A 20,958-nucleotide genomic window follows, 5' to 3' on the forward strand; every position below is an offset into this window, starting at 1 on the left:
CTTGAAGGTGCCGCTGCGGCAGCTTCTACGGTCGTGACCGGGGCCGGAGGAACCGGCCCTGTGAGGCGCTCGTGAGCGAGTGCTCCGTGAAGGAGTGCTCTGTGAGGGAGTGCTCGTGAAGGGAGTGGAGGAGTGGCGATGGACTGGCCGATCTCCGAGGTCGCGCGGATGTCGGGGGTGACCGCCCGGACGCTGCGGCACTACGACGAGATCGGTCTGCTGCCGCCGGCCCGGATCGGCTCCAACGGCCGCCGCCACTACGAGGAGCACCAGCTTCTGCTGCTGCAGCAGATCCTCGTACTGCGCGCGCTGGACGTCGGTCTGCCGGAGATCGGCAAGGTCCTCGCCGACCAGGTCGACACGGTGGAGGCCCTGCGCGGACACCATCTGCGGCTGCTCGCCGAGCGGGACCGGCTGGACACCCTGGCCGCGACCGTCTCCCGCACGATCGCCGAACTGGAACAGTCCAGAAGGGACGGCACGCCCATGACCGCCATCAACCGACCGGAGAACCTGTTCGAGGGCATTGATCCCTCGCTGTACGAGGCGAATCTGCGCGACTTCCCCGGCCTCCACGAGAAGGCCGGACGACTGGCCGCCACCACGACACCGGCCGAGGCCGAGGCAGGGCAGCGCGTGCGCACGGCGCTGATGATCCGGCTGGCCGAGCACATGGCCGCGGGCACGCCGGCCGACGCGGAGCCCGTGCAGGCCGAGATCGGGGCGCAGTACCGGGCGCTCATGGCACTGCACCCCACCCCGTGTCCGCCGACGAGTACCGCGCGATCGGGCGCTCCTGCGTGGACAACGAGCAGTGGCGCGCCGCGTACGAGGCCATCGCCCCGGGTCTGGCGGAGTACCAGCGGGACGCGATCGAGGTCTACGCGGTGTCCCGGCTGGGCTGAGCCGCCGAAGGGCCGCCGCCGGACGGACCGGCGGCGGCCCCGGGCCAGGGGCCGGAGAGCGGTCAGCGCTCCCCGGCGAGGTCCAGATCGCCCCGGGCTGCCGCCTCGGGGCCGGGACCCGGGCCGGGTCCCGCCTGCTCCTCGGTGCGGCGCCACGGACGGGCGAGCGTCGCGGACAGCGGTCGCCACCACGGCTCCACGGGAAGCGTTCCGGTCGGTTCGAACGGTTCGCCCGGCCGGGGGAACGCCACCGCCTGCCCGGCGTCCTCGCCGGCGTCCTTCGTCCACTCGCCCGGCTCCGCCCAGGCGTGCGGGGCCAGGTTGAAGGTGCCCCAGTGGATCGGCAGCAGCACGCCGTGCGGGCTGCCGCCCTGGAGGTCCAGATGGGCACGCATGCCTTCGGCCGGGGTCATGTGGATGTCCGGCCAGTACTCCGAGTACGCACCGATCTGGATCATGGTGGCGTCGAAGGGCCCGTGCTCGGCCCCGATGTCCCGGAAGCCGGGGAAATAGCCGGTGTCCCCGCTGTGGTAGATCCGGTGTTCCGGGCCCGCGACGACCCAGGACGCCCAGAGGGTGTGCTGCCCGTTGCGCAGCCCGCGCCCGCAGAAATGGCGTGCGGGGGTGGCGGTGAGGCTGATGCCCGCGACCGTCGCGGTCTCGTTCCAGTCGAGCTCGTGCATCCGGGCCGCGGGCACACCCCAGCGCTCCAGATGAGCTCCGACGCCGAGCGGCACGGCGAAGACCGTGTCGGTGCCGGCCAGGGCGCGGATCGTCGGCAGATCGAGGTGATCGTAGTGGTCGTGGGAGATCACGACGACGTCGACGGGGCCGAGCGCGGCCAGCGGCAGCGGAGCGGGGTGCAGGCGCTTGGGCCCGGCGAACGGGAACGGCGAACAGCGCTCGCCCCAGACCGGGTCGAACAGGATCCGCCGGCCGTCGATCTCGGCCAGCACGCTGGAATGGCCCATCCAGGTCAGCCGGAGCCCGGAGGCGGGCGGTGCGGCCAGATCGGCGAGGGTCGTGGCGTGGACCGGCACGGTGCCCGTCGGCATCCGGCGGGCCCGCTGCTCCTTGTGGAAGTAGATCTTGGCGAATTCGAGGGTGGACCCGGAGGGCCTGATCCGGGCCCCCACCGGGTTCTGGAACGATCCGTCGACGAAATGGGGCGAGCGGCGGATGCGCTCCATACGCGCTCCGGCCGGGTCGGCCCCGAAGGACTCGGTGCGCATCGAGCGCAGTTTCGTGCGGAGCGGAAGCAAGTAGTCAGCGCCGGTCACAACATCTCCTGAGGGAGTCGGTGTCGTCCCATTATGGTCGGCCTGTACGACAGGGCGACCAGAAGATGCTGAACGGGGCAGCCGCTCCGGCCGGTGGCGGTATCAGCCACGCTGCTGCCCGTAGACATGGTCGATGTGCAGGGTGAGCAGCACCCTGCGGTCCTCGACCATCGCCCGCCGGTAGTCGTCCCAGTCGGGGTGCTCGCCCTTGACGTCCCGGTAGAGCGTGATCAGGGCCTCCACCGTGGCATCGTCCGGTGCCGCGGCGGGCGGGGTCAGCTCGGCGGTCGCGTCGGCGACGGTCCAGGCCCAGCGGTCGTCACTGGTGACGTGGTAGCTCGCCCGGGGGTCGCGCCGCAGGTTACGGGTCTTGGCCCGGCCCTCGGTGATCGAGACGCGGAGCACCTGTTCCTCGGGGTAGTAGGCGTGATTGACGTTGGACAGCTGAGGGCGTCCGTCCTGCTTCAGCGTGACCAGTACACCGCCGTCGTGCTCGCCGAAGAGGCGGAGCAGTGCTTCCTGTGCCGGTTCGATTCGCGTCATGCAGGGTCCAACGTCCGGGCCGGTCGGAGGATTCCGGTGCGCCGGGCCCGCCGCGCCGGTTCCTCCGGATGCCGTCCCACCGTCGCTGACCTGGCGTATTGGTTAGGGTGGCCCGGTGGCTAGAGTCCGGTTGAACGTGGCGGAGCGGCGTGAGGAGCTGCTGCGCGCTGCGGTCGTGCAGATCGAGGTCCGCGGGGTCTCGTCCGTACGGATCGCCGACATCGCCTCGGTACTGGGGGTGAGCAACGCGCTCGTCCTCTACCACTTCTCGACCAAGGAGAAGCTGGTCGCGGCGGCGTTCGCGTACGCGGCCGAGGGCGACCTGGCCCATCTCCGCAAGCTGCTGGCCCGGCGCACCACCGCCGTACGACGGCTGCGGGCGGCTGTGCGGTGGTACGCGCCGACGGGGCAGGCCAAGGGCTGGCGGTTGTGGATCGAGGGCTGGGCGGCCTCCCTGCGCGACCCCGCCCTCCGTGAGGTCGCGGGCGACCTCGACCAGCGGTGGAAGGCGGAGCTGGCCCAGGTCATCGAGGAGGGCGCCGCCGCCGGAGAGTTCCGGTGCGAGGATCCCCGGTCGGCGGCCTGGCGGCTGACCGCCCTGCTGGACGGGATGGCGGTGCAGACGACCTCGTACTCCGGTCCGCTCTCCCGGGCCACGATGCTGCGGTGGACCGACGAGGCGCTCGCCCGCGAGCTGGGCATCGACCTCTCGGAGCTGACCGGTTCGCCGATCGCGGACGCGTCGGCCGACGGCTGACCGGCCCCCGGATCAGGTCTGGCGCACCGGTGCGTAGGCCGCCCCCTCCAGGCCGAACGTCCAGGCGACCCCGTCCTTCGCGGTCCGGGTGGCGGGCGGCACGCGCAGCCAGTACGTGCGGTACGTGCCGTCCGGCTCGGGGGTGGAGTTGACCACCTCGACCATCACCACGTCCTCGTCGCCGTCGAGGGCGATGCGCCAGAGGATGCCCGTCTCGTCGCGGTGGACGGGCTCGGCGCCCGACTCGGCGAGATAGCGGTCGTAGCCGTAGTACTCCAGCATCACGCGGCGCAGCTCCGCGTTCTCCTCGGCCCGGATCCGCTCGGGCGTGAGCGAGGACAGCTCGGCGAGGAACGCGGCCGGAACGGGCATGCCGCGCCATGCGTGCAGGGCGAATCCGTCCCCGTACGCGAGGGCCGGTCCCTCGCCGTGGTCGAGCCGGCCCGCCTCGTCGCGGTGGAGGACGTCGGGCCGCTCGCTGATGACCACGGCGCTCTCGTAGGGCCACCACCAGCCGGCGTTGCGGGCCACTTCCGCGAGGCCCGTCAGCCGGTCGCCGCGCCCGTCGAAGGCGGCGAGCCAGGCGGCGTCGTGCTGGCCGAGCACGGCGTCCAGAAGCACCAGCCGCACGGCCCCCTCGTCCTCCGGCCGGGGCGCCAGGTCGGCGACGACACCGGTCCGTATCCGGTCGGCGAGCGCGGCCGTGGTCTCCCACAGCTGGGCGCCGGTTGCGGACCAGAGCGCCGACCAGCCGGCCGGGCCCAGCTCGTCGTACATCCGGCGGCGTTCGGCGGCCCACGGTCGGGTGCGGACCTCCTCACGCACCGACCGTCCGGCGTCGGTCAGTTTCTCCACGATCCCGACGGCGGCCCGGGGCGACGCGGCCCAGATGATCCGCTCCGGCTCGGCCAGGCCGGCGGTGCGGTAAGCGCGGCGCACACCGGCCTCGGCCGCCGCCCGGTCCGCCCGGCCGGTCGCCGCCGCCACGCTCCGCCAGGAAGTCACGTTCTGCATCGGTTGTCCCCGTCCCCTGCTGTGCTCGTCAGCTGTCTCGTCAGCTGTTCTCGTACGGAACTGAAAGGCTGTGCTCGTTCTGATGGCTGTGCTCGTGCCGCACGGCCGTGCTCGTGCCGCGTATGGCTGTGCCTGCTCAGGCATGCCGGTGGTGCGCGGTCAGTCCGCCACGATGCGGATCGCGCCCGGTGCGTACTCCCGCTGCCGCACGACGCGGAACCAGCCCTTGGGAAGCGGGATCACCGCGTGCTCCTCGTGCACCACCCGTCCGCCCTCGGGGAGATGGAGCAGCATCGGGCCGAACTGCCCCGCCTCCCGGATCAGCCGGCCGGGGCCCTGCACGGCGTGCGCGTGCCCGGTGACCTCGCCCAGCGCGAGCACCAGCCGCCCCCGCCCGTCGCGCAGTTCACCCGGGGCCTCCAGGAAGGGGGCGGGCACCGCCGACTCGTCCAGCTCCATGATCAGTACATCGCCCTGCCGGTACACAGACGTCTCCCCTCGTCGCGGCACCCGCTGTGCCGACCCTGCGAAAAACGCTACGGGCAGGGTCTGACAACAGGCCCCGCCGACGCCCGGATCGGGTCCCGGCGGCGGCGTTGTCAGTGCGGCTTGATAAACCTTGCGGACAACTGCCGTCCCCAGGATCAGGAGCTCAGGGCCATGTACGGTGCACAGCATCTGCACGAGTTCGGCGGCCTTCCGGCCGTCGACTTCCAGCGCGCGACCGACGGGGGCTCCCGGCCCGCCGCGGATGCCGTGGCCTGGCGCGTCCACGTCGATCCGTACGGAGGCGACGAGGACCGGGACCGGCCCTGGGAGGAGGAGTTCGCCGACTTCCTGGACTCGGTCGACCCGGCCGGAGTGCGGGCCCTGATCATCGGTCAGTGGGGCGAGGCCTACGAGGAGAACTCCTCCGTGCCGATCGGTCTGCTGATCGCCGCCGCCGACCGGCTGACCTCGCTGGAGGCGGTGTTCATCGGGGATCTGGAGGCGGAGGAGGCCGAGATCACCTGGATCCAGCAGTCGGATGTGACGGCGCTGCTGGCGGCCTTCCCCGCACTGACGGAGCTCGGGGTGCGCGGCGGCTCGGAGCTGCTGTTCCCGCCGACGAAGCACGAGCGGCTACGGGCGCTGACCGTCCAGGCGGGCGGGCTGCCCGTCGACGTGGTGCGCGGTGTGCTGGACAGCGAACTGCCCGCGCTGGAGCGGCTGGACCTCTGGCTCGGGGTGTCGGCCTACGAGGGCGACACCGATGTCGCCGACCTCGCTCCGCTGCTCTCCGGCACCCGCTTTCCCCGGCTGAACCACCTGGGCCTGCGCAACAGCGAGATCCAGAACGAGATCGCCGCGGCCGTCGCCTCCGCTCCGGTCGTCGCCCAGCTGCGGGTGCTCGACCTCTCGAACGGCACGCTGGGCGACGAGGGGGCGGCCGCTCTGCTGGAAGGGCAGCCGCTGACCCATCTGGAAGCCCTCGATCTGCACCACCACTTCCTCAGCGATGCCATGGAGGAGCGGGTCCGTTCCGCCCTGGAGCCGCACGGGGTGCGCGTCGATCTCTCCGAGAAGTGCGAGCCCTGGGGTGACCGTGGCGTCGAGGGCCGCTACACCGCCGTCTCGGAGTAGGGGCAGGATGTCGTGACGTACCTCGGAATCAGCCATTTCGACCGCTTCCACGGGCTGCCGGTGCACACCCCCGTGCCCTCGTCCGGTGCCCTGCCCGCCGCCGGCTCCGTCGCCTGGCGGCTGGAGTGCGCGTACGACGAGGAGACCGACTTCGCCACCCTGTGGGACCAGTTCAAGGACATGGTGGACACGGAGCAGGTCCGGGCGCTCGTCATCGGCCCCTGGTGGCGTGGGGACTACACGCCGTTCGCCGAGGTGATGGAGGTGCTCGTCGACGACGCGCCGCTCTTCCCGGCGCTGCGCGGGCTCTTCCTCGCCGATGTGGTGAGCGAGGAGTGCGAGGTGTCCTGGCTGCGCATGTGCGACGTCACCCCGGTGCTCGAAGCGCTGCCGTCGCTGGAGGAGTTCGCCGTGCGCGGCTGCGGCCAGGAAGGGCTCGGGCTGCACCCGCTGCGTCATACGTCGCTGAAGTCGCTGCGCTTCGAGTCCGGCGGGCTGCCCGGCCGGCTGGTGCGGGCCCTCGCCGCGAGCGAGCTGCCCGCGCTGGAGCGGCTGGATCTGTGGTTCGGCAGTTCATGGTACGGCGGCGACGCGACGGCCGAGGACATCCGGCCGGTCCTGTCGGGCGGTGTGTTCCCCCGGCTGCGCCATCTGGGGCTGCAGAACAGCGAGTTCCAGGACGAGATCGCCACCGCGGTGGGTTCCGCACCCGTCGTCGCCCAGTTGGAGACCCTGGCGCTGTCCATGGGCACCCTGAGCGACACGGGCGGCGAGGCCCTGCTCAACGGGCAGCCCCTGAACCATCTGGCCACGCTCGACCTGCGCCACCACTACCTCTCCGGCCCGGTGCTGGACCGCATCCGGGCCGCCTGTGCCCCGGCCGTGGTCGAGGGCGGCGAGGCCGAGGAGGACTGGGCGGACCCGGACGACGAGGACGACGAACCGGAGCGCTATGTCGCGGTCAGTGAATAGCCCCGGCGGCGGCCCGCTGCCGCGCTTCGCGGTCGTCGGCAATCCGGACAACCGCCGCGTCGCCTTCTTCCAGGAGGCCGTGCGCACCGCCGGCCTCCCGGCGGCCCGGGTCGTGTCCTGGCTCCAGGTGCTGCGCGGCGAGGCTTTGTTCGGGCCCGGCGAGAGCGTGCGGATCGATTCGCCCGGTGAGGACGCCGAAGTGGAACGGCTGCTCCGCGGGGTCGACGACCCGACCCGGGTGGAGGGTTCGGCCCGGTGGTACGCACGGTTCACCGCCGCAGTGGAAGCGGTGGCGAGCGCGGCCACGGCCGCGGGCTCCGAGGTGCTGGGCTCCCCCGGTGACATCGCCGTGCTCTTCGACAAGCGGCTGTGCCACGGGCTGCTGGACCGGGCGGGGATCTCCGTGCCCGCCTCGCCGACGTCCGGTCCCGGGGCGGCGCCGGTGCGCGGCTGGTCCGACGTACGGGAGGCGCTGCGCGAGCACCGGATGCCCCGGGCGTTCGTGAAGCTCGCGCACGGCTCCTCCGCCTCCGGGGTGCTGGCGGTGGAGACGGCGGGCCCCGGCCGGGCCCGGGCCACCACCTCGGTGGAGCGGGACGCGTCGGGGCGGCTGTTCAACTCGCTCCGGGTGCGGCGCTACACCTCGGAGCGGGAGGTCGGCGCGATCGTGGACGCGCTGGCCCCGGACGGGCTGCACATCGAGCGCTGGCTGCCGAAGGCGTCCCAGCGGGGGCGCGCCGCGGATCTACGGATCGTGGTGACCGGCGGCCGGGCGACGCACGCCGTGGTGCGGACGAGCACGAGCCCGATGACCAATCTGCATCTCGGCGGCGCGCGCGGTGACCTGGGCGAGGTCCGGGCCGCCGTGGCGGCGGCGGGCGGCTCCTGGCGCGAGGCGCTGGCGATGTGCGAGCGGGCCGCGGCCTGCTTCCCCGGGACGCTCTGTGTGGGCGTCGATCTGCTGCCCACGGCCGGCTGGCGGCGCTTCGCCGTCGGCGAGGTCAACGCCTTCGGCGATCTGCTGCCCGGACTGACCGGTCTGCCGGGCAGCGGCGCCGAGGGCCTGGACACCTATGCGGCGCAGGTCGCCGCCGTACTGGACCGAGCAAGGAACCACCGTGCCGTCACCGCTTCCTGATCCCACCGCGCCCCACGAGCCCGGCGGCCCCGGGCGGCCCGACATGGCCGAGGTCGTGGGCAGCCACGATCTGCTGCTGGTCACCCTGGACACCCTGCGCCACGACGTGGCCGTCGAGCTGGCGGCCGCCGGGCGCATCCCGAACCTCGCCCGGCATCTGCCCGGGGGCGCCTGGGAGGAGCGGCACGCTCCGGGCAGCTTCACCTACGCCTCGCACCAGGCGATGTTCGCCGGGTTCCTGCCGACGCCCGCCTCCCCCGGGCCGCATCCGCGGCTGTTCGCGGCGCGGTTCGCGGGCAGTGAGACCACGGCGGACGGCACGTTCGTGTTCGACACGCCGGATCTGGTGTCGGGGCTGGCCGCCGAGGGCTACCGCACGGTGTGTATCGGCGGGGTCGGCTTCTTCAACCGTCAGGGGCCGCTCGGTTCGGTGCTGCCCGGCATGTTCCAGGAGAGCCACTGGGAGCCCGGCTTCGGCGTCGCCTCGCCCACCTCGTTCGAGGAGCAGGTGGCCAGGGCGGAGAAGGTCGTCGCGGCGCTCCCCCGGGACGAGCGGATGTTCCTCTTCGTCAATGTGTCCGCGCTGCACCAGCCGAACTGGTTCCATCTGCCCGGCGCGACCCACGAGGCGGGCGACTCACGCGCCACGCACGCGGCGGCCCTGGAGTACGTGGACCGGCACGTCGGCCGGCTCTTCGCCGCGGCGAGCAGCCGCCGCCGCTGCTTCGCGATCGTCTGTTCCGACCACGGCACGGCCTACGGCGACGACGGGTACACCGGTCACCGGCTCGGCCACCCGGCCGTCTGGACCGTCCCGTACGCCCACTTCTTCCTCGAACCACCCGCATCCGAACCACCCGCACCGCCAGAACCGGGGGCCGACCGATGACGCTCACCACCAGCACTCCCGCGCCGCCCGCCGTCCGGCCGTACGAGAGTTACGTCTACGCCTATCCGCACAAGACGGCCTACCGGCCGCTCGCGGACCGCCCGTCGCTGCGGTCGCTGTGGGCGAGGGAACCCAAGGACGCGCTCTCCCTCTATCTCCACATACCGTTCTGCGAGGTCCGCTGCGGCTTCTGCAACCTCTTCACCCGGATCGGCGCGCCCGAGGAGCTGACGACGCGCTATCTGGACGCGTTGGAGCGGCAGGCCGTGGCTGTGCGGGAGGCACTGGGCGACGAGGAGCCGGTGCGGTTCGCGGCGGCGGCGTTCGGCGGCGGCACCCCGACCTTCCTGACCGCCGGCGAGCTGGAGCGGCTCTGCGACATAGGGGAGAAGCGGATGGGCGCCGACCTGAGCGCGGTCCCGCTGTCCGTGGAGACCTCGCCCTCCACCGCCACCGCCGACCGGCTGGCGGTGCTGGCCGACCGGGGCACGACCAGGATCAGCATCGGCGTGCAGAGCTTCGTGGACGAGGAGGCCCGGGCTGCCGTCCGACCGCAGCGCCGCGCCGATGTGGAAGCGGCGCTCGGCCGGATCCGCGACGCCCGGATCCCGGTGCTGAACATCGACCTGATCTACGGCATCGACGGGCAGACCGAGCGCAGCTGGCTCGCCTCGCTGGACGCGGCACTGGCCTGGCGGCCGGAGGAGCTGTATCTGTATCCGCTGTACGTCCGCCCGCTCACCGGTCTGCACCGCCTGGGCGCGGCGGCCGACGCCGAGGCACAGGCCCTGGAGGACGCCGCCTGGGACGAGCAGCGACTGCGGCTGTACGCGGTGGGGCGGGACCATCTGCTGGCGCACGGCTACGAGCAGGTGTCGATGCGGATGTTCCGGCGGGCCGACGCCCCTCGGGAGCAGGAGGGTCCCGAGGACTACGCCTGCCAGACCGACGGCATGATCGGCCTGGGCTGCGGGGCCCGTTCGTACACGGCGGCCCTGCACTACTCCTTCGACTACGCGGTGGACATGCGGGAGATCCGGTCGATCATCGACCGTTTCACCGCCACCGAGGACTTCTCCCGGGCCGAGGTCGGCAGGTACGTCGACTCCGACGAGGCGCGCAGGCGGCATCTGCTGCAGTCGCTGCTCCAGGCGGCAGGGCTGCCGGTGGCGGAGTACCGGGCGCGGTTCGGTACGGATCCGGGCGCGGACTTCCCGGCCGAGCTGGCGGAGTTCGCGGCCCGGGGCTGGCTGGACACCTCGGCCCCGGAGGGGCTGCTGCGGCTGTCCCCGTCAGGTCTGGCCCACTCCGACGCGCTGGGTCCGGCGCTGTTCTCGCCCGGGGTTCGGACGGCGATGGCCGCGTACGAGCGGAAGTGAGCCGGACATGGACCTGACGATTCTCTACCGGGGCCCGCTCGCCTCCTGCGACTACGACTGTCCTTACTGCCCGTTCGCCAAGCGGCGGGACAGTCGCGCGCAGCTCACGGCGGACCGTGAGGCGCTGGAGCGGTTCACCGGCTGGGCGGCGGCACAGACGGGCGACCGGCTGTCCGTGCTGTTCACCCCGTGGGGCGAAGGGCTGGTGCGTTCCTGGTACCGGAGGGCGCTGACCGAGCTGTCGCGGCTGCCGCACATCGAGCGGGTGGCGATCCAGACGAACCTGAGCGGCCGCACCGACTGGCTGGCGGACACCGATCCCGAGCGGATCGCGCTCTGGTGCACGTATCACCCGGGGCAGACCCCGTACGACCGGTTTCTGGGTAAATGCCGGGATCTGTCGGCGAAGGCAATCCGCTACAGCGTGGGCGTGGTGGGGTTCGACGAGCATCTGGAGGAGGCGCGGCGGCTGCGGGCGGCGCTGCCCGATGAGGTCTACCTCTGGGTGAACGCCGCCGAGGGCCGTGCGTACACCGACGAGGAGGCGGCACGCTGGACGGAGCTGGATCCGCTGTTCCCCTACAGCCGTGATCCGCACCGTTCGGCGGGGCTGCCCTGCCGGACGGGTGAGTCGGTGATCTCGGTGGACGGCGACGGCACGGTGCGGCGCTGTCACTTCGTCAAGGCGGAGCTGGGCAACCTCTACGACGGCAGCTACCGCCGGGCGCTCGGCCCCCGGGCCTGTCCGCTCTCCGTGTGCGACTGCCACATCGGCTATGTGCATCTGGAGTCGCTGCCGCTGTACGACGTGTTCGCCGGTGGCGTCCTGGAGCGGATACCGGCGGGGCGCCCGCCGGGCGGAGGCGCGCCGCCGGACGGGCTCGTGGTGCCGAACCCGTCCCGGCGCGCGCTGCCCCTGCTGGAGCCCTGAGCGATCCGGCCGCTACAGCGGCAGCAGGTCGGGGCGCTTCGCCTCGACGTGGTCGCCGGAGGACTCGCCGCGCAGCCGTCGCCCGATCCACGGCACCAGGTATTCGCGGGCCCACTGGATGTTGTCGCGCCGCTCGTCGAAGGGGCTGCGCTGGGCCTGCGGCGGCCAGGGCTGGTCGGGGTCGGCGGGCACGTCGTGGCCGAGCACCTGGGCGGCGCGCAGGGCGACGCGGGTGTGACCCTCGGGCGAGAGGTGCAGCCGGTCGGCGTCCCACGCGCGCCGGTCCTGGACCGAGCGCAGCGACCACAGGTCCAGCACGGGGCACTGGTAGCGGTCGGCGATGGCCCGCAGATGGACGTTGTACGTGGCGATCTTGCCGCGCATGTGGCGCAGCACCGGAACGCCCCGGGTGTCGAAGCCGGTGGTGACCATGACCGTGCCGACGGCGTTGCTCAGGTCGGCGACCGCCCGCTCGAAGCGCTCGGCGAGGTCGTCGGGGTCGGTGCCGGGCCGGATGATGTCGTTGCCGCCCGCGCAGAAGCTGACCAGGTCGGGGGCCAGTTCCTTGGCACGGGGGATCTGCTCCTCGACGATCTGGTCGAGGAGACGTCCTCGTACGGCGAGATTGGCGTAGCGGAAGTCCCCGTGCGAGGAGTCCTCGGGGCCGGCCTCCGTGTCGGGGGCCGGGAGCCGGTCGGCGAGGAGGACCGCGAAACGGTCCGCCCAGCCGAGATAGGTCCCGTCGGGGCCGGGGTCGCCGACGCCCTCGGTGAAACTGTCGCCGATCGCCGCGTACGACCCGATGATGTGCTGCTGGTTGTTTCTCGAATCGTCTGCCACAAGGACTTATCCTGCATCGTCCGATGTGACCTACGCGACCGTAATACGGGGTTGACGGGTGGTGAGATAGACCACCCGGTCAGGTTTTGGTAAAGCCGGAATAAAGAGAGGGGCGGTGCGCCGCCGCGCACCGCCCCTCGGTTACTTCTGTCCGCGTCCGGTCAGACGGAGACGCCGTGCTGACGCAGGTACGCGATCGGGTCGACGTCCGAGCCGTAGCTCGGGCCGGTGCGGACCTCGAAGTGCAGGTGCGGGCCGGTGGAGTTGCCGGTGGAGCCGGAGAGGCCGATCTGCTGGCCGCCGGTGACGGTCTGGCCGACGGAGACGTTCAGCGAGGACTGGTGGGCGTACTGCGAGTACATGCCGTCCTCGTGCTGGATGACGACCTCGTTGCCGTACGAGCCGCTGTTGCCGGCCGAGACCACGGTGCCCGGTCCGATGGCGAGGACGGGGGTGCCGGAGGCGGCCTGGAAGTCCGAGCCGGTGTGGTAGCCGCTGGACCAGCTGGCGCCGGAAGCGCGGTACTGGGTGGTGACGTTGGCGTTGGCCAGCGGGGCGGACCAGCCGGAGCCGGTGGCCTCGGAGGAGCCGGTCCGCGCGGAGTTGTCGGAGCCCTCGGAGTCGTCGGCGGAGATGGTGTCGCCCTTCGGGGCTTCCTTCGGCGCGGCCTTCGGGGCCGGAGCGGCCTTCTTCGGGGCAGCCTTGGGAGCGGCGGACTTCTCGGCCGGGGCGGAGCCCTTGGCGCCGAGGGTCAGCTTCATGCCCGGGTGGATCAGGCTGGGGTTGTCGCCGACGGTGGAGCGGTTGTCCTGGTACAGCTTCTCCCACCCGCCCTTGAGCCGGTGCTCGGCCGCGATCTTCGACAGGTAGTCGCCGGAGACGACGGAGTACGTCTTCGGGGCGGCCTTCGACGCGGCGGGGGCGGCCGACGGGGCGGTGTGCGCGGCGGCGACCGAGGCGGCGGCGGGCTTCGCGGCGGGAGCGGCCTGGTCGGCGGCGCTCGCGACGGTGGCGCCGATGAGCGGGAGGGCGAGTGCGGCGCCGCCGGTCCCTGCGACGAGGACGCCGCGGGAGATCGGGCCGGACTTCGGACGACGGTGCTTACCCTTTGCGGGCATGGGGAATTTCCTCTCCGGCGCCTGCGAGGTGAGCTGTCGGGTTCGGGCTGGAGATGCCCGGTCGCGTTGCGGCGACTTCACCCCGAGCCGGTCCGGATCGCTCCGGATCGGCGGCTTACCTGGTTCCCCCGCTCCTGCCACACGTGAGTGGGTGGGTGCGAATTCCGGGCGGCGGCAGGATTAGGCGGTCCGTCCGGATTGCGGCGACCGTAAACCGGTCAGGACGAGCGGAACAAGCCATCGGTTGCGCGCCGGAATCATCGATTCGCTATCGCCCCGGTTTTCCCGTCACACTCCGTGGATTACGGATCTTGGATTTCCGTACGGGCAACGGGAATACCCCCGGGCGCCCTCGCCACGGTCCGTCACGGATATGATCCCGCTCACCTCCGGAATCTCATCTCCCCCATTAGCGGGGCATGTTCTGCGAAATGCACCAATACGGACACGCTGCCGAGGGTGCTCCTGACGCCGGGTCAGTCCGGCCTCGACGGCACCCCGCGACGGGGTGGCGACCGTGATGATTTTCTGTCGAATCGATGTCGTATCGTCACGGGAGCGCCCTCGCCGGCGAGCCGCGCCGACGCCAGAGATCCCAGGAGCCACCGTGACGCAGCAGGTGCCGCAGGTCCCGCCGACAGAGACCGTGCTGACCGGAGTCCGCAACTTCCGCGATGTGGGCGGGCTCCCCACCACGGACGGGCGGCGCACCGCCTTCGGACGGCTCTACCGCAGCGGCCACCTGGCACACGCCACCGCTGAGGACGCGGCCTTCCTCGGCGGGCTCGGACTGCACACGGTCTTCGACTTCCGGCACTCCGCCGACCACCGCCTCGACGGTTACGACATCGAGCTGCCCGGTGTCCGCAATGTCAGCATTCCACTCTCCGACCCGGCCGACGGCGCGGAGTTCTGGCGGCTGGTGAGCGACGGGAACATCGAGCAGCTGCGCTCGGTCCTCGCGGACGGCAAGGGCGTCGACCGCATGATCCGGATGTACCGCGCGACGATCGAGGACCGCACCGCCGAGCACAGCCGGGTGCTGCACGCGCTGGCCGAGGACAGCGTTCCGGCCCTGATGCACTGCGCGGCGGGCAAGGACCGGGCCGGCCTCTCCATCGCGGTCGCGCTGCTGGCGGTCGGCGTGGAGGTGGAGGCGATCGAGGAGGACTACCTCAAGTCCAACGACCTCCACCGCCGCTACAACGTGAAGCGCTCCGACGCCTCCGAGGCCGGTATGTCGCCCGAGGTGCTGGAGCTTCTGGACCCGCTCTTCGGGGCGCGGCCGGCCTACCTCGCGGAGGCCTTCGCGACCATCGAGGAGAACTGGGGCACGACCGACCGCTACCTCACCGAGGGGCTGAAGATCTCCTCCGGGACCCGGGAGCGGCTGCGCGAGCGCCTGCTCGACCAGGACTGACCCGGCCGGCGGCGGGCCGTCACTTGCTCCCGGCCACCACGAAGAGCAGGTAGAGGAAGGCCGCGATGACATGGCCCGCCACCAGATAGGCGAAGAGCCGGATGATGACGCCGCGCGGCATCCGCTTCTCCTGCGGGTCCTCGTCCTTGCGGCGTCCGGGACCCAGCGGGTCGTAGTGTTCGGAATCGGACATGACGGTCCTCTCTGTCGGCCTCACGGCCGGTGGAGCGAAGGATGGAGCCGGCGGGGACGGCCGGTCAGCGCGCGTGGAGGGCGTTGCCGAGGCAGAGCTCGGCGGCGGGACTCTGCAGCAGGGTGTGGACGAAGAGCAGCTCCGCGCCGCCGCGGTCGACGGCCGCGATCCGGTGCGGGGTGAGCGAGTCGAAGTGGGCGCTGTCGCCGGGTTCGAGGTCGTGCACGGTGTCGCCGAGCCCGACCCGCAGCCGCCCTTCCATGACGTACAGCCACTCCTCGCCGGGATGGACCCGGACCAGGTCGCCCTGGGCCCCGTACGGAACGCGCACCCGCAGGGCCTGCATCGCGCGGCCGGAGCCGCCCGCCTGCCGGTACATCCAGCCGTCCGCCTCCGCCCCCTCGAAGCCGCCGCCGCGAACGATCGCGTCCCGTTCGGGCGGCTGCTCGCCGAGGAGCTCGGAGACCGTCGTACCGTAGATACGGGCCAGCCCCAGCAGCATCGGCAGCGAGGGCTGTCGGCGGCCGGTCTCCAGCCGGGAGAGATGGGCCGGGGAGAGCCCGGCCCGCCGGGCGGCGGTCTCCAGGGTGAGACCACGGCTTCGGCGCAGGTCACGCAGTCGGGGTGCGACGCCGGGGAGCTCGTCCGGCACCCCTTCGTCCGGAGGGTTCATGCCTCCATTGGGCCAGGGTATTTCCTCCGGGGCAAATATCTTGCCCCGGAGGCAAAGCGGCACCCGTCAGCGGTTGGCCACGGCCTGCTTGACCAGGGTGCGGCCGAAGTCCCACATCAGTCCGCCGCCGCTGTGCGCGTCGTCCATGACGGACGTGAACGCCGCCACGAAGCGGTCCACCTCCGCGTCCCCGATCACCAGCGGCGGAATCAGCTTGATCACTTCCAGGTGGTCGCCGGAGACCTGGGTGAGGATCCGGTGCTTCTGGAGCAGTGGCACCACGACCATCTGGGCGAAGAGCCCCTTGCGGGCCGCCTGGAGCATGGTCCAGCGGCTGCGGAGCTTCAGCGACGACGGCCGGCCGAACTCGATGCCGATCATCAGCCCGCGCCCGCGGACCTCGTGCAGCAGCTCGTAGCGGTCCACCAGGGCCGCCAGCCGCTCGCGGAGCAGATCGCCGGTGCGCCGGGCGTTCGCGACGGTCTCCTCGTCCTCCATCACCGTCAGGACGGCGAGCCCGGCCGCCATCGCCTGCGCGTTGGAGCCGAAACTCGCGGAGTGGACGAGGACCCGGTCCATCGAGGAGTAGACCTTGCGGAAGATCCAGTCCTTGCCGAGGGTCGCGCCGACGGGCACATAGCCGCCGGAGAGCGCCTTGGCCACACAGACCAGATCGGGCTCCACGCCCTCCTCGTGCTGGTAGGCATAGAAGTCGCCGGTCCGGCCCAGGCCCGTCTGCACCTCGTCGGCGATCAGGAGCGCCTTGTGCCGGTGCAGCAGCTCCTGCGCCTGCCGCAGATAGCCGGGCGGCGCGGCGTGCACGCCCTTGCCCTGGACCGGCTCGACGACCAGGGCCGCGACGTCGCCCCGCTTCAGTTCGCGGCGCAGCGCGTCCAGGTCGCCGAGCGGCACGGCCGTGTCGGGCAGCAGCGGGGCGAAGCCGTCGCGGAAGCCGCTCTCCCCGTTGACCGACAGGGATCCGGTGGTGAGCCCGTGGAAGGCGTGGTCGCAGTAGACGATCCGGGGCTTCCCGGTGGCGTACCGGGCGAATTTCAGCGCCGTCTCGACCGCTTCCGTGCCACTGTTCCCGAAGAAGACGCGGTCCAGGTGCGGGCTGTGGGTCAGCAGCTTCTCGGCGAGCAGTCCGGGCAGCGGCTGGCAGTCGAAGCGGGTGAGGTCGGCGAGCTGGGCGTCCAGGACGTCGTGCAGGGCCTGCCGGACGACGGGGTGGTGGCGGCCCAGGCCCATGACGCCGAAGCCGGCGAGCATGTCGAGGTAGTCGTTGCCCTCCGCGTCCCAGAAGTACGCGCCCTCGGCCCGCTCGTAGACCTTGTCGAAGCCGATGGTGTGCAGCATGCGCGGCAGCTGGTGGTTGAGGTGGCGCGCGTGCAGCTCGTACCGCTCGGACCCGCGCTCGGCGAGGAGCCGCGTCAGATCGAAGCCCTGGGATCCGCCGTCCGTCATCGCGCGCTCTTCTCCTTCGGATGTGCTGCGTCGTGCGGCCGGCCGCCCCGGGGAACCCGTGACGGCCGGCCGTACCTCGTCGGTCACCGGCTCACCGGTTGCTGGTGATGGTCTCCCGGGCCGCGCGCAGGGATTCCTTGAGGGACCCCATGGTGGCGAGCACCGCCGTGGGTTCGTAGCCGCAGTGCGCCATGCAGTTGGCGCAGCGCGGGTCCTTGCCGCGGCCGTACTTGTCCCAGTCGGTCTCCTCGATGAGCTGACGGTACGTCGGTACGTAGCCGTCGCTCATCAGGTAGCAGGGACGCTGCCAGCCGAAGAGCGAGTAGTTCGGGATCGCCCACGCGGTGCACGGGAAGTCCGCCTTGCCCTCCAGGAAGTCGAGGAAGAGCGGCGAGTGGTTGAGCCGCCAGCGGGCCCGGTTGCCGCCCGCGAAGGCCTTCTTGAACAGCTCGCGGGTCTGCTCGACGCCCAGGAAGTGCTCCTGGTCGGGAGCCTTCTCATAGGCGTAGGCGGGCGAGATCATCATCTCGTCGACGTGCAGGTCGTCGTTGAGGTAGTTGAGGACCTCGATGATGGTCTGCGGGGTGTCGGTGTTGAAGAAGGTGGAGTTGGTGGTGACGCGGAAGCCGCGCCGCTTGGCCTCCTTCATCGCGGCGACGGCCTCGTCGAAGACGCCTTCCTTGGCGACCGACTCGTCGTGCCGTTCGCGCAGCCCGTCGATGTGCACGGCGAAGGCGAAGTACGGGGACGGGGTGAACTTGTCGAGCTTCTTGCGCATCAGCATGGCGTTGGTGCAGAGGAAGACGTATTTCTTCCTCGCGACGAGCTGGCGCACGATCTCGTCGATCTGCGGATGCATCAGCGGTTCGCCACCGGCGATGGACACCATGGGGGCGCCGGATTCGAGCACCGCGCCCACCGCCTGGGCGACCGGCATGCGCTGCTTCAGGACACCGGCCGGGTGCTGGATCTTCCCGCAGCCCTCACAGGCGAGATTGCAGGCGAACAACGGCTCCAGCTCGACGATCAGCGGGAACTTCTCACGCTTGCGGAGCTTCTGTTCGAAGAGATACGTCGCAACCTTGATGGACTGACGGAGCGGCATGGCCATCTAGCTCACCTCCTGGGGAGCAGTAAAGATCGGTGCCATTCGTAGAAAGCCGGAAGGACGGCACGAAGAACACGGAACGCCGATATTCCACCGCGTACGGTGCCGATGCGGACGAGCTCATGCTCTGGAGCGTCCACGACCACCCGGACGGCCGCAACCGGGCGCGGTCCGTGACACAGGGCGGTACGCAGTGTCGCGGCGGACTCCATGTCCACCGCGATGGCCCCGCCCGCCCGCAGCGCGGCCCGCTCGGAGCCCCGTACGACGTGGTCGGAGCCGGTCAGGGGGCCGGTGTGGACGATGCGGCCGGGGACGGCCCTGGCGAGCGCGGCGACCAGGACGCCGGTGCCGGTGCAGGGGGTGGTGCCGTCCACGTCCCGGGTCTCCTCGGCGACGACCAGGTCGCCGGGGTGCATCCCCGGCACGAGGCCGGCGCAGAACCCGGAGGCGATCACGGCGGCGTCCGGAACCCCCTCGGGGCCCAAGAGGCGCGCCACGGCCGTCTCCGCCGCCCGGGGGCCCATTCCGGTGCGCAGGACCCGGACCGGGCCCGGGGCGCCCCTGCCGCTGCGCAGGGCCACCTGCTCGATGCCGAGGGCGCAGGCGACCAGCAGCGGCGGCACGGGGCTCCCGGGCCCTCTCGGATCGCCCATCAGGCCCCCTCGGCGGCGTCCGCGCGGTCGGCGAACGGGTCGCCGTACACATAGCGCCCGAGTGCGGTGAGCGGGAAGACCTGGCGGTAGAGGTGGTAGTTGATGGAGAAGTCCCAGGGGAAGCCGGTGCCGGTGAAATACGGCTCGTCCCAGGAGCCGTCGGCCTGCTGCGCCTCGGTCAGCCAGGTGACGCCGCGGGCGACCGAGCGGGTCTCGCGGCGGCCCGCGGCGAGGAGGGCGAGCAGCGCCCAGGCGGTCTGGGAGGCCGTGGACTCACCGTGGCCGATCCACTTCTCCTCCTGGTAGGAGCGCAGGTCCTCGCCCCAGCCGCCGTCGTCGTTCTGGACGGACTCCAGCCAGCCGACGGCCCGGCGGATCGCGGGGTGTCCGGCGGGCAGTCCGGCGGCGATCAGGGCGGGCACCACGGACCCGGTGCCGTAGACGTAGTTGACGCCCCAGCGGCCGAACCAGGCGCCGCACGCCTCCTGTTCGGCGAGCAGCCACTCGATGCCCTCGCGGGTACGGGGGTGGTTCGCGAGGCCCTCGACGGCGAGCATCTCCACGACATGGCCGGTGACGTCGGCCGACGGCGGGTCGATGACCTCGCCGAAGTCGCAGAAGGGCAGCCGGTTGGGGAAGGGGCTGGTGTTGTCGGCGTCGAACGCGCCCCAGGCCCCGTTGCGGGACTGCATCCCGAGGTTCCAGCGGACCCCGCGGTCGATGGCCGCCTGCATCCGGGCGGGGTCGGGGTGGCGCACCCGGCGCAGCGCCAGGACGACTTCGGCGGTGTCGTCGATGTCCGGGTAGTTGTCGTTGTGGAACTCGAACGCCCAGCCGCCGGGGGCCAGTTCGGGCTTTCGCACCGACCAGTCACCGGGTCTGGTGATCTCCTCGGCCAGCATCCAGTCGGCGGCCTTCACCAGTGCGGGGTGGTCGGGTCTCAGTCCGGCGTCGGCCAGCGCGATGGTGGCCAGGCAGGTGTCCCAGACCGGTGACTGGCAGGCCTCTACCATCCGGGCGCCGTCCTCGCGCCGGACGGCGAACCGGTCGAGCGAGGCCAGACCCGCCTTCATCACCGGGTGGTCGAGGTCGTAGCCGAGCAGATGCAGCGCGATGATGGAATAGACGGCCGGCGGCTGGATCCCGCCCCAGCAGCCGTCGTTCTCCTGGCGCTCGATGATCCACCGGGCGGCCGCGTTCATCGCGACACGGCGCAGCGGGCGCGGGGCGACCTTGTGGTAGAGGTGCAGCCCTTTGTCGAGGCGCTGGAAGAGTCCGTCCCAACTGGTCGGCGGGGCAAGCTTCCTGGCCGGGTTGGGGTGGTCCGGGTCGGTGTGCAGCTCGTCCAGGGCGAAGGGCGCGGGGCGTACGGGGCGCTTCGCGGAGACGATGGTGAGCGGCACGATGGTCTGCCGGGCCCAGCAGCCGAAGTCGTAGATGTTGAGCGGGACCCACTTGGGGAAGAACATCAGCTCGGGCGGCAGTTCGGGGAGGTCGTCCCATTTCCACCAGCCGAACAGGGCCAGCCAGATGCGGGTGAAGACGCGGGCGGCCGCGATGCCGCCCTGCTCCCTGATCCAGCCGGAGGCGCGGGCCATGTGCGGTTCGTCGGGGCGGTCCCCGGCCAGCCGCAGGGCGACGTACGCCTCGATCGTGGCGGAGAGGTCGCCCGGTCCGCCGTAGAAGGTGTTCCAGGTGCCGTCGCCGAGCTGTTCGCCGCGGATGAAGAGGGCGGCCGCCCGGGTCGTCTCCGGGTCCTGGATGGAGAGGAACTGACGCAGGAGCAGGTCCTCGGCGTCCATCGTGACGTTGGTGGCGAGGTCGCCCTTCCACCAGCCCTGCTCGTCCTGTCTGCCGAGCAGGTGCTCCACGGAGCGTTCCGCGGCCCGGCGCGCGGCGGCGGTCACGTCGTCCGCGGCGGTTGTCGTGTCGGCCGGATCGTCGGCCGGGGCCCCGGAGAGGTTCGCGGCCCCGGTCGATCCGTCGGTCGTCGCTGTCATGAGCTTCCCCTTACGTGCAGTCGGTTCTCTGCTGTGCTGGGGTCTCCGTCGGCCG

General features: G+C 71.7%; 20 protein-coding genes, 1 pseudogene and 1 riboswitch. Of the genes and pseudogenes, 9 read left to right on the top strand and 12 right to left on the bottom strand.

Features of this window, described 5'->3' with window-relative positions:
- Window positions 1–138 precede the first annotated feature (138 nt).
- Window positions 139–905: pseudogene (locus tag AC0VY3_RS21070) on the top strand (MerR family transcriptional regulator).
- Between the two features lie 62 nt (window positions 906–967).
- Here the strand turns inward: AC0VY3_RS21070 and AC0VY3_RS21075 are convergent.
- Window positions 968–2,185, bottom strand: a complete 1,218-nt coding sequence (locus AC0VY3_RS21075) for an MBL fold metallo-hydrolase (RefSeq protein ID WP_475550288.1) — start codon at window positions 2,183–2,185, stop codon at window positions 968–970.
- A 102-nt stretch (window positions 2,186–2,287) separates the two neighbouring features.
- Complete coding sequence (locus AC0VY3_RS21080) at window positions 2,288–2,728, bottom strand: PPOX class F420-dependent oxidoreductase (protein ID WP_103508695.1); 441 nt, start codon at window positions 2,726–2,728, stop codon at window positions 2,288–2,290.
- A gap of 115 nt (window positions 2,729–2,843) precedes the next feature.
- Between AC0VY3_RS21080 and AC0VY3_RS21085 the strand changes: the two genes are divergently transcribed.
- Entirely contained in the window at window positions 2,844–3,485 is a 642-nt protein-coding gene (locus AC0VY3_RS21085; protein ID WP_103508696.1) for a TetR family transcriptional regulator C-terminal domain-containing protein, read from the top strand.
- Window positions 3,486–3,497: 12 nt separating this feature from the next.
- Here AC0VY3_RS21085 and AC0VY3_RS21090 read toward each other — a convergent pair whose 3' ends face one another.
- Together AC0VY3_RS21090 and AC0VY3_RS21095 are read right to left on the bottom strand one after the other, a co-directional pair.
- Complete coding sequence (locus AC0VY3_RS21090; RefSeq protein ID WP_103508697.1) at window positions 3,498–4,499, bottom strand: DUF6745 domain-containing protein; 1,002 nt, start codon at window positions 4,497–4,499, stop codon at window positions 3,498–3,500.
- Window positions 4,500–4,658: 159 nt separating this feature from the next.
- Window positions 4,659–4,985 (bottom strand): hypothetical protein, encoded by a 327-nt coding sequence (locus AC0VY3_RS21095; RefSeq protein ID WP_030076453.1) that lies wholly within the window; start codon window positions 4,983–4,985, stop codon window positions 4,659–4,661.
- A 174-nt stretch (window positions 4,986–5,159) separates the two neighbouring features.
- On the opposite strand from AC0VY3_RS21095, the gene AC0VY3_RS21100 reads away from it, so the two are divergent.
- From AC0VY3_RS21100 to AC0VY3_RS21125, 6 genes are read left to right on the top strand one after another with little or no spacing between them, the layout of a single operon-like run.
- Window positions 5,160–6,122: an STM4015 family protein gene (locus AC0VY3_RS21100; RefSeq protein WP_103508698.1), complete on the top strand. Its 963-nt coding sequence runs from the start codon at window positions 5,160–5,162 to the stop codon at window positions 6,120–6,122.
- A gap of 12 nt (window positions 6,123–6,134) precedes the next feature.
- Complete coding sequence (locus AC0VY3_RS21105; RefSeq protein WP_475550289.1) at window positions 6,135–7,094, top strand: STM4015 family protein; 960 nt, start codon at window positions 6,135–6,137, stop codon at window positions 7,092–7,094.
- Window positions 7,075–8,232: an STM4014 family protein gene (locus tag AC0VY3_RS21110; protein ID WP_475550290.1), complete on the top strand. Its 1,158-nt coding sequence runs from the start codon at window positions 7,075–7,077 to the stop codon at window positions 8,230–8,232. Before AC0VY3_RS21105 ends, AC0VY3_RS21110 begins: the two co-directional genes overlap by 20 nt.
- 43 nt (window positions 8,233–8,275) lie before the next feature.
- Window positions 8,276–9,121 (top strand): STM4013/SEN3800 family hydrolase, encoded by an 846-nt coding sequence (locus AC0VY3_RS21115; protein WP_103508700.1) that lies wholly within the window; start codon window positions 8,276–8,278, stop codon window positions 9,119–9,121.
- Entirely contained in the window at window positions 9,118–10,500 is a 1,383-nt protein-coding gene (locus tag AC0VY3_RS21120; protein ID WP_475550291.1) for an STM4012 family radical SAM protein, read from the top strand. Before AC0VY3_RS21115 ends, AC0VY3_RS21120 begins: the two co-directional genes overlap by 4 nt.
- 7 nt (window positions 10,501–10,507) lie before the next feature.
- Entirely contained in the window at window positions 10,508–11,431 is a 924-nt protein-coding gene (locus AC0VY3_RS21125) for an STM4011 family radical SAM protein (protein ID WP_475550292.1), read from the top strand.
- A gap of 12 nt (window positions 11,432–11,443) precedes the next feature.
- Here the strand turns inward: AC0VY3_RS21125 and AC0VY3_RS21130 are convergent, their stop codons facing one another.
- Window positions 11,444–12,271, bottom strand: a complete 828-nt coding sequence (locus AC0VY3_RS21130; protein WP_103508703.1) for an SGNH/GDSL hydrolase family protein — start codon at window positions 12,269–12,271, stop codon at window positions 11,444–11,446.
- Window positions 12,272–12,432: 161 nt separating this feature from the next.
- The gene (locus tag AC0VY3_RS21135; protein ID WP_475550293.1) at window positions 12,433–13,389 is read right to left on the bottom strand and encodes a M23 family metallopeptidase; all 957 of its coding nucleotides are present in this window, start codon (window positions 13,387–13,389) and stop codon (window positions 12,433–12,435) included.
- 3 nt (window positions 13,390–13,392) lie between these two features.
- Window positions 13,393–13,553, bottom strand: a riboswitch (cyclic di-AMP (ydaO/yuaA leader).
- Between the two features lie 443 nt (window positions 13,554–13,996).
- On the opposite strand from AC0VY3_RS21135, the gene AC0VY3_RS21140 reads away from it, so the two are divergent.
- On the top strand, window positions 13,997–14,809 hold the full coding sequence (locus AC0VY3_RS21140) for a tyrosine-protein phosphatase (protein WP_103508705.1): 813 nt from the start codon (window positions 13,997–13,999) through the stop codon (window positions 14,807–14,809).
- Window positions 14,810–14,828: 19 nt separating this feature from the next.
- Here AC0VY3_RS21140 and AC0VY3_RS21145 read toward each other — a convergent pair whose 3' ends face one another.
- From AC0VY3_RS21145 to shc, 6 genes are all read right to left on the bottom strand, one after another.
- Window positions 14,829–15,002: a DUF6126 family protein gene (locus AC0VY3_RS21145; RefSeq protein WP_170994386.1), complete on the bottom strand. Its 174-nt coding sequence runs from the start codon at window positions 15,000–15,002 to the stop codon at window positions 14,829–14,831.
- A gap of 64 nt (window positions 15,003–15,066) precedes the next feature.
- Window positions 15,067–15,675 (bottom strand): helix-turn-helix domain-containing protein, encoded by a 609-nt coding sequence (locus tag AC0VY3_RS21150; RefSeq protein ID WP_030623236.1) that lies wholly within the window; start codon window positions 15,673–15,675, stop codon window positions 15,067–15,069.
- Between the two features lie 66 nt (window positions 15,676–15,741).
- On the bottom strand, window positions 15,742–17,139 hold the full coding sequence (locus tag AC0VY3_RS21155) for an aspartate aminotransferase family protein (RefSeq protein WP_475550294.1): 1,398 nt from the start codon (window positions 17,137–17,139) through the stop codon (window positions 15,742–15,744).
- A 91-nt stretch (window positions 17,140–17,230) separates the two neighbouring features.
- Window positions 17,231–18,250 (bottom strand): adenosyl-hopene transferase HpnH, encoded by a 1,020-nt coding sequence (hpnH, locus tag AC0VY3_RS21160; protein WP_103508707.1) that lies wholly within the window; start codon window positions 18,248–18,250, stop codon window positions 17,231–17,233.
- 5 nt (window positions 18,251–18,255) lie between these two features.
- Window positions 18,256–18,903 carry a phosphorylase family protein gene (locus AC0VY3_RS21165; protein WP_103508708.1) on the bottom strand — a complete coding sequence of 216 codons (648 nt, stop codon included), beginning with the start codon at window positions 18,901–18,903 and terminating at the stop codon, window positions 18,256–18,258.
- Complete coding sequence (gene shc / locus AC0VY3_RS21170) at window positions 18,903–20,903, bottom strand: squalene--hopene cyclase (RefSeq protein WP_103508709.1); 2,001 nt, start codon at window positions 20,901–20,903, stop codon at window positions 18,903–18,905. Before shc ends, AC0VY3_RS21165 begins: the two co-directional genes overlap by 1 nt.
- Window positions 20,904–20,958: the final 55 nt, after the last annotated feature.

It is taken from the genome of Streptomyces sp. iso_384 (genome assembly GCF_056172905.1).